Source organism: Massilia sp. METH4 (assembly GCF_037094685.1).
Classification (GTDB): domain Bacteria; phylum Pseudomonadota; class Gammaproteobacteria; order Burkholderiales; family Burkholderiaceae_D; genus Rugamonas.
In genome coordinates, this window is record NZ_CP146614.1 from 6,191,784 (window position 1) to 6,205,916 (window position 14,133).

Sequence of the window (14,133 nt, forward strand, 5' to 3'; positions counted from 1 at the left end):
TCAGGCGCGCCGCGCCTCCAGCACGCCCGTCACTTCCGAGATCGCGGCCAGTGCCTTGTGCACCTGGGCCGTCGAACCGATCTCCGCGGTAAAGGTCATGCGCGCCTGCCCTTTCGCGCTTTGCGTGTTCACGCCGATCACGTTGATTTTTTCGCGCGAAAACACCTCGGAGATATCGCGCAGCAGGCCCTGGCGGTCGCCCGCCAGCACGAACAGGTCCACGGGGTAGACGGTATCGCCGCGCGCATTACCCCATTCCGTGACGATCACGCGCTCGGGCGCCTTCATGCGCATCTCGGCGAAGTTCTTGCACGACAGCCGGTGGATCGACACGCCCTTGCCGCGCGTGACGAAGCCCACGATCGGGTCCGGCGGTGCCGGCTTGCAGCACTTGGCCAGCTGCGTCATCAGCCCTTCCGTGCCCACCACCAGCACGCCGGACTTGGCGCCCTGCTCGGTCGACGAGGCGCGGCTCTTGTTCAGCACCACCGCGTCTTCCGGCGGCGCCGGTTCGGCGTTGTCGTGCAGCGCATGCTCCACGTGGCGCAGCGAGAATTCATCCTTGCCGACTGCCAGGAACAGGTCGTCCACCTTGGCGAAGCCCAGCTTCTGCGCCAGCGCTTCCAGGTTCACGGCCGTCTTGCCCTCGCGTTGCAGGGATTTTTCCACCAGCGAGCGCCCGTGCGACAGCGTTTCCTGCATGTCGATCGCATGGAACCAGGCGCGCACCTTGGCGCGCGTGCGGTTGCTCACCGCATAGCCGGGGCTCAGCCAGTCGCGCGACGGGCCGGCCGCGCCGGGCGCGCCCTTCGCGGTGATGATTTCGCAGGTCTGCCCGCTCTTCAACGGTGTGTTGAGCGGCACCATCACGCCATCCACGCGCGCGCCGCGGCAGCGGTGGCCCACGTCGCTGTGCAGGTGGTAGGCGAAGTCGATGGGCGTGGCGCCCACCGGCAGTTCCAGCACGCGCGCTTGAGGAGTCAGGACAAAGATGCGGTCGTCCAGCGCCGCTTCCTTGAGCTTTTCCACCCATTCGCGCTGCAATTCCTCCTGGCCCACGACGGCGTCGGCCACGTCGGTCTTCCACGCCAGCAGCTGGCGCAGCCAGGCGATCTTTTCATCGTACTTCTGGCCCTGGAAGCTGGAATTGCCCTCTTCCTTGTAGCGCCAGTGCGCAGCCACGCCGTACTCGGCGAAGCTGTGCATTTCCTGCGTGCGGATCTGCACCTCGAGCGGCCGGCCATCGTCCGCCGTCACCACCGTGTGCAGCGACTGGTAGCCGTTCGGCTTCGGGCGCGAGATGTAGTCGTCGAATTCCTTCGGGATCGGCGTCCAGATATTGTGGACCACGCCGAGCACGGTGTAGCATGTCTTCACGTCCGCCACGATCACGCGGAAGGCGCGCACGTCGTACAGTTCCGTGAAGTCGAGCTCCTTGCCGCGCATCTTGTTCCAGATGCTGTAGATGTGCTTCGGCCGGCCGAACACCTCGGCCTTGATGCCGGCGCCGGCCAGCTCCGATTGCAACCGCGCGATCGATTGCGTGACGAAGCTTTCGCGCATCATGCGCTTTTCTTCGAGCATCTTGGCGATGCGCTTGTAGTGTTCCGGTTCGATGAAGCGGAACGACAGGTCTTCCAGTTCCCACTTGATCTGCCAGATGCCGAGGCGGTTGGCCAGCGGAGCGTACAGGTCGAGCGTTTCGCGGCCGTAGGCGCGCGTCATGTCGTTGAACAGTTTCTGGTCGGCGAACCAGCGCAACGTGCTGCAGCACGAGGCCAGCCGCACCAGCACCACGCGCATGTCGCTGGCCATGGCCAGCAGCATCTTGCGCAGCGTTTCCATCTGCGCCACGGCCTGCTGGGCCGCGTTCTTGCCGCGCGCGGCGCTCGGCGTGGCCTGCGTCAGCTCGCGCAGCCGGATCAGCTGGTGCACGCCGGTGACGAGATCGGCCACTTCCTTGCCGAACTTCGGTTCGATCGCGATGCCCTGGGCAGGGTCGAGCAGGCACAGCTCGAACAACAGGCCGGCGATGCGCGTGGCCGCGTCGGTATTAAGCAGCGCCAGCGTGCTGGCCACGCCCACGGCGAAGTCGAAGGCCGGCTGGCCGCTCGTGCACAGCCTGCCGGTATACGCGTCGCCGGCGAAATCGAGCGCGGCCAGCACCCGCTCGCCGTCTTCCTTGGACAAGCCCATGACCAGCTGGTCGGACGTTGCGCTGTTCAGCGCCGCGATGGATACCATGACAAAACCCTTGCTACTTGCTTCTGAAATAGCGGAAGCCGCAACGCGGCTTCCGTCTTGCGTGTTACGGCAATGCCGCCATCAACGCTGGGCGGCGACGACCACCAGCTCGATCAGGCAAGCCGGGTTCGCCAGCTTGGCTTCGACCGTGGCGCGCGGCGGCGTGTGGCCCTGCGCGACCCACTCTTCCCATACTTCGTTCATGGCCGGGAACAGGGCCATGTCGGTGATGAAGATCTGCGTCGACAGGATGCAGGTCTTGTCGCTGCCCGCCTCGGCCAGCAGGCGGTCGATGTGGCCCAGCACCTCGCGGGTCTGGCCCTTGATGTCGGCGCTCGTGTCGCCCGCGATCTGGCCGGCCAGGTACACGGTGTTGTTGTGGATCGCCACTTCGGACAGGCGCTTGCCCACGTGCAGTCGTTTGATTTCCATCTCTTCTCTTTTCTACATGGTCAACAAAAAAATCGTTACAGCTCCAGCAGGAACTCCTTCGCCAGCGCGATCTGGTCCGGCTGCACGAAGGTGGGCGCATGGCCCACGCCATCGATTTCCGCCAGCCGCGCGCGCGGGCCGCGCTGCGTCATCATCTGCGCCGTCGCGTGCGACAGCAGGTCCGATTGCGCGCCGCGCACCACCAGCGTGGGGCAGCGGATCGCATCGTAGGCCGCCCACAGCATGTGTTCGTCCGCCGCCACCGATTCGGGCGTGGCCGCCCTGAACGGCTGCGCCAGTGCCAGGTCGTAATGGCGGATCCAGCTGCCGTCGGCATCCTGGCGCAGCACGTCGCGCGCCATCTTTTCCCATTGCGCCTCGCTGTGCGGGCCGAACGAGGCGGAAATGTCGCGCACGAAGCGCGCCCCTTCCTCGAAGGTCGCGAAGCGCACGTCCTGGCCGATGTAGTCGCCGATGCGGCGCAGCGCCGCCGGGTCGAGCACCGGGCCGATGTCGTTCAGCACCAGGCGCCCGATCGGATTGCCGGGCAATGAAGCCAGGGCCATGCCGATCAGCCCGCCCATCGACGTGCCGAACCAAGCCACCTGGCGCCCATCGCCGTCGGGCAGCACGCGCGCCAGCAGCGTGACCATGTCGCTCACGTATTGTGGAATCCGGTACAGGTCGGGATTGCGCAGACGGCCCGAACGGCCGCGGCCCACCACGTCGGGGCACACGACGCGGTAGTGGCCGGCCAGCGCGCGCGCCAGGTCGTCGAAGTCGTCGGCAACGCGGGTCACGCCGTGCACGCACACCAATACCTTCGGGTTGGACAAATCTCCCCATTCCTTGTAGGCCATCCGGTGCAAGCCCGCGGGCGAGATGCACTGCACGGACTTGATTACTGGCTCGTTGGTCGCTGCTTCGGTCATCCAGCCTCCTGCCGGGTATTGGTTTTTGGGCTACATTCTACCGTGCGTTGCGTCTAAAATCCTCGGCAAGTTTAGCGCAGCGCCTGGCACTACCCCGAACGGCAACCACCAACTATGGAGTGAACCATGAGCAGCACACCTTCGAACGGGCAGATCCTGTCCGGCAAAACGGCCCTCGTGACGGGGTCCACGTCCGGCATCGGCCTGGGCATCGCACGCGCCCTGGCGGCGCAGGGCGCGAACATCGTGTTCAACGGTTTCGGCAATGCCGACGACATCGCCACCCTGCTCTCCTCGACCGCCCAGGAATTCGGCGTGCAGACCGTACACCACAACGCGGACATGAGCAAGCCGGCGGAGATCGAGGCGCTGTTTGCGTTCGCGGCGGAGAAATTCGGCGGCGTGGATGTGCTCGTCAACAATGCCGGCATCCAGTACGTGGCCAATGTGGAAGATTTTCCAGTTGAACGGTGGGATGCGATCATCGCCATCAACCTCACCTCGGCCTTCCACACTACGCGCCTTGCCTTGCCGCGCATGCGGCAGCAGAACTGGGGCCGCATCATCAATCTTGCCTCGGCGCACGGCCTGGTGGGCTCGGCCGGCAAGTCGGCCTACGTGGCGGCCAAGCATGGCCTCGTGGGCCTGACCAAGGTGACCGCGCTGGAAACGGCGCAGACGGGGGTGACCGCCAACGCGATTTGCCCGGGCTTCGTACTGACGCCGCTGGTGCAGAAACAGGTCGACGACCGTGCCGCGCGCGACGGCCTCACCAACGAGGAAGCCAAGCGCGCCCTGCTGGCCGACAAGCAGCCGTCCGGGGACTTCGTCACGCCCGAGCAGCTGGGCGGGCTGGCCGTATTCCTGTGCAGCGACGTCGCCAGCCAGGTGCGCGGCGCCGCGTGGAACGTGGATGGCGGCTGGGTGGCGCAGTAAGCGCTAGACGCTCGCCGATGCCGCGCCGCCGCCCGGCCCAAGGACGGCGAGCCGGTTCAGGATCGCCGCCAGCGCGGCGGTGTCGACGGGCTTGACCAGGTGGTGCTGGAACCCGGCGGCCTGCGTGTCCGCCCTGTCCTGTTCCCGCCCGTAGCCGGTCACAGCCACGAGCACCGCGCCGCTGGCGGCCGGGAGCGCACGCAGGCGGCGCGCGAGGGCAATGCCATCGATGTCCGGCAGGCCGATATCGAGCAGGAACACGTGCGGGCAGCGCGCCGCCGCGGCTTCCAGCGCCGCGCTGCTTGAATACACGGCGTCGGCCTCGTGGCCCAGCGCCGCGAGCAGGCTGGCCAGTGCGTCGGCCGCGTCCCGGTTGTCGTCCACGACAAGCACGCGCAGCGCTTGCCCGCCCTGCCGCGGCATCGCGTCGACGGTGCCTGGCGGCCGGATGTCGGCTTCCTGCCGCCAGCGCGGCAGCCGTACGGTGAACAGGCTCCCCTTGCCATGCCCGTCGCTGTGCGCCGTGATGGAACCGCCGTGCGATTCCACGAGGCTCCTGGCCAGCGCCAGGCCGATACCCAGGCCACCCTGCGCGCGGTCGAGGCTGCGGTGGCCCTGGACGAACATATCGAATACCCGGGGCACGAGCTCGGCATCCATGCCGATGCCTTCGTCGGCCACCGTCAGTTCCACATCGTCCACGCCGACCCGCACCCCGATCTCGATATTGCTTCCTTCCGGGGCGAACTTGCTCGCATTGGTAATGAGATTGACGGCGACCTGGATGATGCGCTTGCGATCGCCGTTGACCCATGCGGCCTCGGCGGATACGTCCAGCGCCAGCTGCTGGCCGCGCGCGCGCACGTGCGGCCCCGCCTGTTCGGTTGCCTCGGCCACGACGTCGCGCAGGTCGAGGGCCTCCCTGGCCAGCACGACCAGGCCGCGCGTCACCCGCGCGACATCGAGCAGGTCGTCGACCAATCCCACCATGTGCCCGACCTGCCGCGTGATGACGGCGGCCGCAGCGCGCACCCGGTGTGGATCATCCGCCGCCAGTGCCAGCAGCTGGGCGGCCGAGCTGATCGGGGCAAGCGGATTGCGCAGTTCGTGTGCCAGCATGGCCAGGAACTCGTCCTTGGCGCGATTGCTGCGCGACAGCTCTGCCACCAGCGCCTCCCGCTCCCGGTGCGCGATCTGGAGCAGGTGCCGCTCCGTGGAGTCGCGCGTGAAGCAGCGGGTGTAGCGCAGCTGGCCATTCTCGAAACAGCCGTTGGAATGCACGAGGGCATGCTTGATGGAACCGTCCCGGCAGCGCAGGCGCACCGGCACGTCGTACAGGGTTTCCCCGGCGCCCAGGCGGCGCAGGATATCGCCGATGACGTCCGCGTCGGCATGGAACTCGGCGATATGGCGGCCCACGTATTCTTCCCAGCGATAGCCCAGCATCGCCAGTTCGGCCTTGTTGGCCCAGAGAATGGTACCGTCCGGCCCCACGCGATGCAGTCCTTCGGCGGCGCCCTCCACGAAATCGGCCAGCTCCCGCTCGCGGTACCTGAGCGTTTCCTCGACTTCTTTCAGGCGCGCTACTTCGCCGCGCAGCGCCAGCGCCTGCTGCTCAAGCAGCGCGAGCCGGAGATTGACATCGCGCGGCGCCTCGCCCGGCGCATGGCCGGCCGAGCACACGTGGTCGTGCTCGTGGCAAATCTGCTGGAAGGCGCTGGCTTGGTGCTCGGAGGGAAAATGCTGCCACGGGTAGGCGCAGAACAGTGAAAAGCGGCAAGTGCGCGCCAGGTCGTTCCATAACTGTTCGAGCCGCACGGCGGCGTCGTACAAACCTTCCGCGCACAGCAGGGCGACCATTTCACCGAATGCATGCACGGTATTCCCAGTGTCGCAGGCAGCGCGCACGACCTTGCCGATGGCCGCGTCGAAGCGGCGCTCGTCGGGCCAGCCATCCACCATGAATCGGGCCAGGGCCTCGGCCGCGTCGAGCATGATCAGTTCGCCCGGGAACCAGTGGCGTTGCCCTTGCGGGGCGCCGAATCCCGCCAAGTGCTGGCGCAGTTCCGCCAGGTGCGCCGGGGTCGCGATGACGATCGCGGTGCCGCCGCCGCGCAGGCCACGGTCGAGGAACTCTGCGACCTCGGCAAGCAGGACCGCATCATCCTGGTAGAACCGCACAAAGTGACTTCCTTCGTGCGAGTCCTCCCGTGCCGGTATAGGGGTACTGGTAGACATAAGGCTCACTTTCCATGACAGACGGGCAGCTCCCGGGGAGAAGCGGGAGGTGACTGCGCCCGTCCAGATGCAGCGCGGGCGATTATAACAGCGCGGTCCGCACCGACGGTTCACACTCGCAATGCTACGTAGAAACCCCAATGTGGCTAGCCCTCATAGGGGAAACCACAATGCGGATAATCACAATGGTGATATCAGAGATCGTTTGACATGATGGGAGCACTGGGAAGCCAATTGGGGAGACTCCGATCATGAAAAAACCGTTCTACAAAATCCTGTACGTGCAGGTGCTGTTCGCCATCTTCGTCGGCGTGCTGCTGGGCATCTACCTGCCGACCGACGCCGTGGCGATGAAACCGCTGGGCGACGGCTTCATCAAGCTGATCAAGATGATCATCGCACCGGTGATCTTCTGCACCATCGTTTCCGGCATCGCCGGCATGCAGGACGTGAAGAAGATCGGCCGCGTGGGCGGCAAGGCGCTGCTCTACTTCGAGATCGTGTCGACCTTCGCGCTGGTGATCGGCCTGTTCGTCGCCAACATCGTCAAGCCGGGCGCCGGTTTCAACGCCGATCCCGCCACGCTCGACACCAAGGCCATCGCGCAATATACCGAGAAGGCTTCCCACCAGTCCACCGTGGACTTCGTCCTGCACATCATCCCGAACACGGTTGTCGACGCGTTCGCCAAGGGCGACATCCTGCAAGTGCTGCTGATCTCGGTGCTGTTCGGCTTCGCCCTGTCGCTGCTGGGTGAACGCGGCAAGCCGCTGCTGAACATCATCGACGAGGCCGGCGCCGTGATCTTCGGCATGGTCAACATCATCATGAAGGCCGCCCCGATCGGTGCGTTCGGCGCCATGGCATTCACCATCGGCAAATACGGCATCGATTCGCTGCTGCCGCTGGCCAAGCTGATGGGTTCGTTCTACCTCACCTGCTTCCTGTTCGTGTTCATCGTGCTGGGCGCCATCGCCAAGTTCACGGGCTTCTCGATCGGCCGCTTCATCGCCTACATCAAGGAAGAACTGCTGATCGTGCTGGGCACCAGCTCCTCGGAAAGCGCGCTGCCGTCGCTGATGAAGAAGCTGGAAAAGCTGGGCGCGTCGAAACCCGTCGTGGGCCTGGTGGTTCCGACCGGCTACTCGTTCAACCTGGACGGCACCAACATCTACATGACGATGGCCGCCCTGTTCGTGGCGCAAGCTACCAACACGGAACTGACGCTGATGCAGGAATTGACCATCCTGGGCGTGGCGATGCTGACCTCGAAGGGCGCATCGGGCATCACCGGCGCCGGCTTCATCACGCTGGCCGCGACACTGGCCGTGGTGCCGACGATCCCGGTGGCCGGCATGGCGCTGATCCTGGGCATCGACCGCTTCATGAGCGAAGCCCGCGCCCTGACCAACTTCGTGGGCAACGGCGTGGCAGCCCTGGTGGTCGCCAAGTGGGAAGGCGAGCTGAACATGGACACCCTGAAGCGCGAACTGGCCAACCCGTCGGCACCGCACGAGCCGCTGGAAGAGACCAAGCACGGCGAAGACATGCCGGCTGTGGCCGCGGTCAAGCAAGCCTGATCGCTACACGTTCGTTGAAGAAAGCACCGGCCCCGCCGGTGCTTTTTTTTACCCCTGCGCGCGGCCGAGCGCGTCCTGCAAGGGCACGTGGCCGAGGCAGGCGCTGTCCCCCTTGCCCCCTTTGGCCCCTTTGCCATCTTCCCCCTGCTCCACGGCCAGCGCGAAACGCACGGCAGGATCGTCGCGCAGCCTGCCCAGCACGCGCGCTACTGCCGGAAAGCGCTCCGCCGTGTCGAACAGCTGGTGGTAATCCGCCCAGCGGGCCACCGCGAACAGGTAGGCGTCGGCCACGGACGGCTGCTCGCCGCCCAGCAGCCAGTCCCTCCCCTTCAGGCGCGTCTCCAGATAGGCGAACTCGCGCTCCACCGCGGCCTGGCCGAACTGGCGCAGGACCGGCACCCAGTCGGGGTGCTCGTCGCCCTTCTCGTACGCGGCCCATAAAGGCGCGAACGCGCTGAACAGATCCGTCACAAGGTAAGACAGCGTCTCGGCCAGCGCGTCCGCGTCGTGGCGTGGGCCACGACGGCTCGCGTCGGCGCGCCGCGCGATGTGCTGCAGGATCGCCAGGCTTTCCGTCAGCGGGGTGCCGTCCTCCAGCAGCAGCGCGGGCGTTTTCATCTTCGGGTTCACGCGAGCGTAGGCCGCGTCCCACGGCTGTTCCAGCATCTCCACCCGGGCGAGGCGATATGGTTGTCCAAGCCATTCGAGGGCCACGATGCTGGCCAGCGAGCAGCCGCTGGGAACGCCATAAAACAGTACCGGTTCCATTGTTTCTCCTTTGGGGTTACGATGAGCTGCATATTAGCTTCGTGGACGCTGAAGGAGAATATGGGTAAATATGGATGCATCGTCCACAGGTGTGGACGATGAAATTGAACCTCAATGATCTGCACTACTTCGTGCGCGTGATCGATCACGGCGGATTCGCGGCCGCGTCGCGCCGTCTCGGCATACCGAAATCGACGCTGGCCAAACGCGTGTCCGAACTCGAACGCATGCTGGACGTGCGGTTGATCCAGCGTTCGTCGCGCCGTTTCACGGTGACGGAAGTGGGACAGGAGTTCTACCGGCACGCCGCGGCGATGGTGATCGAGGCGGAAGCGGCCGAGGACGTGGTGCAGGGCCGGCTGGCCGAGCCGAGCGGCATCGTGCGCATCACGGCGTCGATCCCCACGGCGCAGACCGTGCTGCGGGCGCCGCTGGTGCAACTGGCGCGCGACTATCCGCGCCTGCGCGTGTCGCTGCATGCGACCGACCGCTTCGTCGATATCGTGCAGGAAGGGTTCGACATCGCCGTGCGCGACCACTTCGCGCCGCTGCCGGATTCGAATCTCGTGCAGCGGCGCATCGCCACCGACCCGGTATTCCTGGTCGCGGCCCCCGCCTACCTGGCGGCCCGGGGCGTACCAGCTCATCCGCGCGACCTCGACAGCCATGACGGCGCGATGGTCTCCGCCGCGCCATGGACGCTGGAAGCCGGGCACGGCGAGCACTACGAGGCCCGGCCGTCGCCCGTGCTGTACGCCGACGAATCGACCGTGCTGCTGGACGCGGCTGGCGCCGGGCTCGGCATCGCGTGCCTGCCACGGCGCCTGTGCATCGATGCACTAAGCGCGGGCAGCGTGGTGCGCGTCCTCGATGGCTGGACCGCGGGCCATGTGACGACGACGCTCCTGCTGCCCAGCCGCCGCGGCCAGCTGCCATCGGTGCGCGTGGTGGCGGACCGGATCGCCAGCCACGTGGCCGCGGAATAAGGCGCAGGCGTGCCTTGCCTTGACGGCGCCAAACAAAAAGCCTTCCGGGCTCGCACCCGGAAGGCTTTGCGAAAGTGGTCGGCGGCGGGTCAGACGGCCGACAAATCCAGTTCCACGCCCGATGCGGCGGCGATCTGTTCCTTCGTCACGCCGGGTGCCAGTTCGGTCACCTTCAGGCCCTGGTCCGTTACTTCCATCACGCCAAGGTCGGTGATGATCAGGTCGACAACGCCGACACCCGTCAGCGGCAGGTCGCATGATTTGAGGATCTTGTGCGACGTGGTGCCGTCCTTGGCGGTGGCGACGTGCTCCATCAGCACCACGACCTTCTTCACGCCGGCGACGAGGTCCATCGCGCCGCCCATGCCCTTCACCATTTTCCCGGGAATCATCCAGTTGGCCAGGTCGCCCTTCTCGGAGACCTGCATGGCACCCAGGATGGCGAGGTTGATCTTGCCGCCACGGATCATACCGAACGAATCGGCGGAGCTGAAGTACGCCGAGCCGGGCAGCGCCGTCACGGTCTGCTTGCCGGCGTTGATCAGGTCCGCATCGACTTCTTCCTCGGTCGGGAACGGGCCGATGCCGAGCAGGCCGTTCTCCGATTGCAGGAACACTTCGATATCCGACGGCACGTAGTTGGCCACCAGCGTGGGCAGGCCGATGCCCAGGTTGACGTAGAAGCCGTCCTGCAGTTCCTTCGCCGCGCGCGCGGCCATTTGATCACGAGTCCATGCCATGTTCTTCTCCTCAGGCGGCGCGCACGGTGCGCTGTTCGATGCGTTTTTCCGGATTCGGGTTGTGCACGATGCGGTGCACGAAGATGCCGGGGGTATGCACGGCGTCCGGATCGATCTCGCCCACTTCCACCAGCTGCTCCACCTCGACGATCGTCACCTTGCCGGAAGCTGCCACGTTCGGATTGAAGTTGCGCGCCGTCTTGCGGAAGATGAGGTTGCCCGCCTTGTCGGCCTTCCACGCTTTCACCAGCGCCACGTCGGCGACGAGGCTCTTCTCCATCACGTATTGCTCGCCATCGAATTCGCGGATTTCCTTGCCTTCCGCGACGATCGTCCCCACGCCGGTCTTGGTGAAGAAGGCCGGAATGCCGGCACCACCGGCGCGCAGCTTCTCGGCCAGCGTGCCTTGCGGCGTGAATTCCAGTTCGAGTTCGCCGGCCAGGTACTGGCGCGCGAATTCCTTGTTCTCGCCCACGTAGGAGGCAATCATCTTCCTGATCTGGCGCGTCTCGAGCAGCTGGCCGAGGCCGAAGCCGTCCACGCCCGCGTTGTTCGAGATCGCCGTCAGGTTCTTCACGCCCGAATCGCGCAGCGCGAGGATCAAAGCTTCGGGAATGCCGCACAGGCCGAAACCGCCGACGGCGATCGTTTGCCCATCCTGTACGACGCCGGCCAGGGCGGACTGCGCGTCCGGATAAACTTTATTCATTGTGCCCCCTTCCATTTTTGATAAGCTAGCGCTGGAGAATAGGTTACCAGCAGGGAAAGTACAATACGGTAGAAATACGGCACTGCGACGACACTGCGACGGCACCGCCGCACCCATACCGTTAGGTACTGCACATAAGAAAGCACGAGACACGCGATGAATGCCCCGTACGAGATCGATTATGAGACCATCTTCCGGTTTGCGCCGGTGGGCATGTGCATTTCCGTGAATCGCGTGATCCAGTCCAGCAACGACGCGCTCACGCACATGTTCGGCTATCCCCACGGCTCGCTGGACGGCCAGTCGTTCTGCGTGCTGTACCCGACGATGGATGAATTCCTGCGCACGGGCCACCGCATCATCCCCATCATGAACGCGCGCGGCCGCTATTCGGATGAGCGCATCATGCGCCGGTCCAATGGCGAACTGTTCTGGTGCCACGTGACGGGCCGCGCGCTCGACTGCGCCGACCCGCTGGGCCCCGGCGTGTGGACGTTCGAGGACGTATCGGAAAAGCGCCCCGTGTCGGCCGAGCTCACGCCGCGCGAGCGGGAGATCGCCGCCTTCCTCGTCGAGGGCAAGACGAGCAAGATGATCGCGCGCGAGACCGACCTGTCCCCGCGCACCGTGGAAATGCACCGCGCGAAGCTGATGCGCAAGTTCGGCGCCGCCACTTCTTCCGAGCTGGTGCACAAGCTGGTGGGGATGACGCGCTAGCGCGCCCCTGTTACTCCGGCAGCTTCGCGATCACCTTGATCTCGAAGTCGAAGCCGTACAGCCAGGTGACGCCGACTGCCGTCACCGTGGGGTACGGCGCCTCGCCCCAGAATTCCCGTGCCACGTCCCAGATGCGCTGGAAGCGCGGTTGCGGGTCGACGATGAACAGGCTCACGTCCACCACGTCCTCGAACGTGCAGCCGGCGGCGGCCAGCACGGCATTCAGGTTGGCGAACGCGCGCCGCACCTGCGCATCGAGTTCCGGTTCCGGCGAGCCGTCTTCGCGGCTGCCGACCTGGCCGGACACGAACAGGAAGCCGCCCGAGCGCACGGCCGGCGAATAGCGGTTGATGTCGTACAGGGCCTGGCGGCCGGCAGGAAAGACCACGTCACGCTTGCTCATCTTGTTCTCCATGAATGGGTTGGAATGACGAGCACTGTACCGGCCCCTGCACTGCCGATAAACGGGCAATCGCCTTCAAGACTGTTTGTATAATCCAAACAATCTCAACAGACCCAGGAGTACGGATGGACCGGTTCGACGCGATGAAGGCGTTCGTGCGCGTCGTCGAGGCGGGCAGCTTCACGAAGGCGGCGGAAACGCTGCACGTGAGCCGGACGACGGTCACGCAACTCGTGCAGCAGCTGGAAGCGCGGCTGCGCGTGAAGCTCTTGAACCGCACAACGCGGCGCGTGAACGTGACCGCCGACGGCGCCGCCTATTACGAGCGCGCCAGCGCCCTCCTCGCCGAATTCGAGGACCTGGAAGCGGGCCTGCCCGGTGCCGCCGCGGCACCCGCGGGGACGCTGCGCGTCGACGTCCCCAGCCCCTTTGCGGCGCTCGTCCTGGTGCCGGCACTGCCGCGGTTCCATGAACGCTATCCGGATATCGTGCTGGACCTGGGCGCGAGCGATCGGAAGGTGGACATCATCGGCGAGAATGTCGATTGCGTGATTCGCGGTGGCGAGTTGACCGATGGGTCGCTGGCGGCGCGGCGCCTGGCGGACCTGGAGTTGGGCGTGTATGCGGCGCCATCGTATCTGGGCCGAGCAGGCACGCCAGAGCACCCTGAAGCACTGCACGATTCCGGCCATCGCATCGTGGCGTTCCGCTGGTCCGGCAGCGGCCTCCCATATGAGATGCGGCGCGATGGCGCCAGCGTGAAGGTAGCGGGAAAGCACGTGCTGCGCACCGATGACGGCAATGCCTACCTGGCCGCCGGCCTCGCTGGCCTGGGGATCTTGTGGCTGCCCGATTACATGGCGCGGCCCCATGTCGCCAGCGGGGCGCTGGTGCCGCTGTTCACGGACTGGCGTATCGATCCCATGCCGATGTGGATTGCTTATCCGTCGAATCGGCACCTGAGCCGCAAGGTGCGCCTGTTCATCGATTGGGTTGTTGAGCTGATGGCATGAGAGCCGGCGGGCGCCGGAGCTCACCGTTCCGCGGCAGCAGCATGAACCCGCTTACTGCGCCTCCCAGTTTGGGAGGAAGCCATCTTCTGCGCTCAGCATTGCATGCCTCTCATTTCCCATGTATCGATCACCCCGATCGTAATACCAGTACACATCAGCTTCTGGGGAAGCCTGAAAAATGAACCGATGCACCACCATGGCTACGTGACCCATGCCGACGCGCGCCCCGCAATACAGGAATACATCTAAAACTCTTACAACCTGCAGCGGCGGCACTCGCGGCTGGGCTACATCCTACCTGCCCGGCTTGCTGAACAATTCATCAGGCAGCCACAGCCATCCTAAAACAAGGGTGTCCTTTATTGACAGTACACCTCAAGCTGACCATGGCAGGACAAGGCTAGAACGTCTCCACCGATGACGGCAAACAACATG

General features: G+C 65.4%; 13 protein-coding genes. 5 read left to right on the forward strand and 8 right to left on the reverse strand.

Annotated elements, in window-relative coordinates:
- The 3 genes from V6Z91_RS26990 to V6Z91_RS27000 all read right to left on the reverse strand — a co-directional run bounded on the left by V6Z91_RS26990 (position 1) and on the right by V6Z91_RS27000 (position 3,608).
- Positions 1–2,244, reverse strand: coding sequence for a bifunctional (p)ppGpp synthetase/guanosine-3',5'-bis(diphosphate) 3'-pyrophosphohydrolase (locus V6Z91_RS26990; RefSeq protein ID WP_338763591.1), 2,244 nt, complete (start codon positions 2,242–2,244; stop codon positions 1–3).
- Between the two features lie 81 nt (positions 2,245–2,325).
- Positions 2,326–2,676, reverse strand: coding sequence for a RidA family protein (locus V6Z91_RS26995; protein WP_338763594.1), 351 nt, complete (start codon positions 2,674–2,676; stop codon positions 2,326–2,328).
- Positions 2,677–2,711: 35 nt separating this feature from the next.
- Positions 2,712–3,608 (reverse strand): alpha/beta hydrolase, encoded by an 897-nt coding sequence (locus V6Z91_RS27000; RefSeq protein ID WP_338763596.1) that lies wholly within the window; start codon positions 3,606–3,608, stop codon positions 2,712–2,714.
- 153 nt (positions 3,609–3,761) lie between these two features.
- Here V6Z91_RS27000 and V6Z91_RS27005 point away from each other — a divergent pair, with 153 nt between their 5' ends.
- Positions 3,762–4,544 (forward strand): 3-hydroxybutyrate dehydrogenase, encoded by a 783-nt coding sequence (locus V6Z91_RS27005; RefSeq protein WP_338772070.1) that lies wholly within the window; start codon positions 3,762–3,764, stop codon positions 4,542–4,544.
- A 3-nt stretch (positions 4,545–4,547) separates the two neighbouring features.
- Here V6Z91_RS27005 and V6Z91_RS27010 read toward each other — a convergent pair whose 3' ends face one another.
- Positions 4,548–6,725, reverse strand: coding sequence for an ATP-binding protein (locus tag V6Z91_RS27010; RefSeq protein ID WP_338763599.1), 2,178 nt, complete (start codon positions 6,723–6,725; stop codon positions 4,548–4,550).
- A 308-nt stretch (positions 6,726–7,033) separates the two neighbouring features.
- On the opposite strand from V6Z91_RS27010, the gene V6Z91_RS27015 reads away from it, so the two are divergent.
- Positions 7,034–8,362, forward strand: coding sequence for a dicarboxylate/amino acid:cation symporter (locus V6Z91_RS27015; RefSeq protein WP_338763601.1), 1,329 nt, complete (start codon positions 7,034–7,036; stop codon positions 8,360–8,362).
- A gap of 48 nt (positions 8,363–8,410) precedes the next feature.
- Here V6Z91_RS27015 and V6Z91_RS27020 read toward each other — a convergent pair whose 3' ends face one another.
- Positions 8,411–9,130: a glutathione S-transferase N-terminal domain-containing protein gene (locus V6Z91_RS27020; RefSeq protein WP_338763603.1), complete on the reverse strand. Its 720-nt coding sequence runs from the start codon at positions 9,128–9,130 to the stop codon at positions 8,411–8,413.
- 98 nt (positions 9,131–9,228) lie between these two features.
- Between V6Z91_RS27020 and V6Z91_RS27025 the strand changes: the two genes are divergently transcribed.
- A complete protein-coding gene (locus V6Z91_RS27025) occupies positions 9,229–10,116 on the forward strand; it encodes a LysR substrate-binding domain-containing protein (RefSeq protein WP_338763605.1) in 888 nt (295 codons plus the stop codon).
- 89 nt (positions 10,117–10,205) lie between these two features.
- Here V6Z91_RS27025 and V6Z91_RS27030 read toward each other — a convergent pair whose 3' ends face one another.
- Positions 10,206–10,856, reverse strand: coding sequence for a CoA transferase subunit B (locus tag V6Z91_RS27030; RefSeq protein WP_338763608.1), 651 nt, complete (start codon positions 10,854–10,856; stop codon positions 10,206–10,208).
- A gap of 10 nt (positions 10,857–10,866) precedes the next feature.
- A complete protein-coding gene (locus V6Z91_RS27035; RefSeq protein ID WP_338763610.1) occupies positions 10,867–11,565 on the reverse strand; it encodes a CoA transferase subunit A in 699 nt (232 codons plus the stop codon).
- A gap of 156 nt (positions 11,566–11,721) precedes the next feature.
- Between V6Z91_RS27035 and V6Z91_RS27040 the strand changes: the two genes are divergently transcribed.
- Positions 11,722–12,282 carry a PAS and helix-turn-helix domain-containing protein gene (locus V6Z91_RS27040; RefSeq protein ID WP_338763612.1) on the forward strand — a complete coding sequence of 187 codons (561 nt, stop codon included), beginning with the start codon at positions 11,722–11,724 and terminating at the stop codon, positions 12,280–12,282.
- Between the two features lie 10 nt (positions 12,283–12,292).
- On the opposite strand, the gene V6Z91_RS27045 is transcribed toward V6Z91_RS27040, so the two are convergent.
- Positions 12,293–12,685 carry a Rid family hydrolase gene (locus V6Z91_RS27045; RefSeq protein ID WP_338763614.1) on the reverse strand — a complete coding sequence of 131 codons (393 nt, stop codon included), beginning with the start codon at positions 12,683–12,685 and terminating at the stop codon, positions 12,293–12,295.
- A gap of 125 nt (positions 12,686–12,810) precedes the next feature.
- On the opposite strand from V6Z91_RS27045, the gene V6Z91_RS27050 reads away from it, so the two are divergent.
- Positions 12,811–13,698: a LysR family transcriptional regulator gene (locus tag V6Z91_RS27050; RefSeq protein WP_338763617.1), complete on the forward strand. Its 888-nt coding sequence runs from the start codon at positions 12,811–12,813 to the stop codon at positions 13,696–13,698.
- The last annotated feature ends 435 nt before the right edge of the window (positions 13,699–14,133 follow it).

Excerpts from the sequence above, each read along its gene's own strand:
- V6Z91_RS27000 (WP_338763596.1), bottom strand. The coding sequence starts at position 3,608 with ATGACCGAAGCAGCGACCAACGAGCCAGTAATCAAGTCCGTGCAGTGC.
- V6Z91_RS27020 (WP_338763603.1), bottom strand. The coding sequence starts at position 9,130 with ATGGAACCGGTACTGTTTTATGGCGTTCCCAGCGGCTGCTCGCTGGCC.
- V6Z91_RS27035 (WP_338763610.1), bottom strand. The coding sequence starts at position 11,565 with ATGAATAAAGTTTATCCGGACGCGCAGTCCGCCCTGGCCGGCGTCGTA.
- V6Z91_RS27025 (WP_338763605.1), top strand. The coding sequence starts at position 9,229 with ATGAAATTGAACCTCAATGATCTGCACTACTTCGTGCGCGTGATCGAT.
- V6Z91_RS26990 (WP_338763591.1), bottom strand. The coding sequence starts at position 2,244 with ATGGTATCCATCGCGGCGCTGAACAGCGCAACGTCCGACCAGCTGGTC.
- V6Z91_RS26995 (WP_338763594.1), bottom strand. The coding sequence starts at position 2,676 with ATGGAAATCAAACGACTGCACGTGGGCAAGCGCCTGTCCGAAGTGGCG.
- V6Z91_RS27030 (WP_338763608.1), bottom strand. The coding sequence starts at position 10,856 with ATGGCATGGACTCGTGATCAAATGGCCGCGCGCGCGGCGAAGGAACTG.
- V6Z91_RS27045 (WP_338763614.1), bottom strand. The coding sequence starts at position 12,685 with ATGAGCAAGCGTGACGTGGTCTTTCCTGCCGGCCGCCAGGCCCTGTAC.
- V6Z91_RS27040 (WP_338763612.1), top strand. The coding sequence starts at position 11,722 with ATGAATGCCCCGTACGAGATCGATTATGAGACCATCTTCCGGTTTGCG.
- V6Z91_RS27015 (WP_338763601.1), top strand. The coding sequence starts at position 7,034 with ATGAAAAAACCGTTCTACAAAATCCTGTACGTGCAGGTGCTGTTCGCC.
- V6Z91_RS27050 (WP_338763617.1), top strand. The coding sequence starts at position 12,811 with ATGGACCGGTTCGACGCGATGAAGGCGTTCGTGCGCGTCGTCGAGGCG.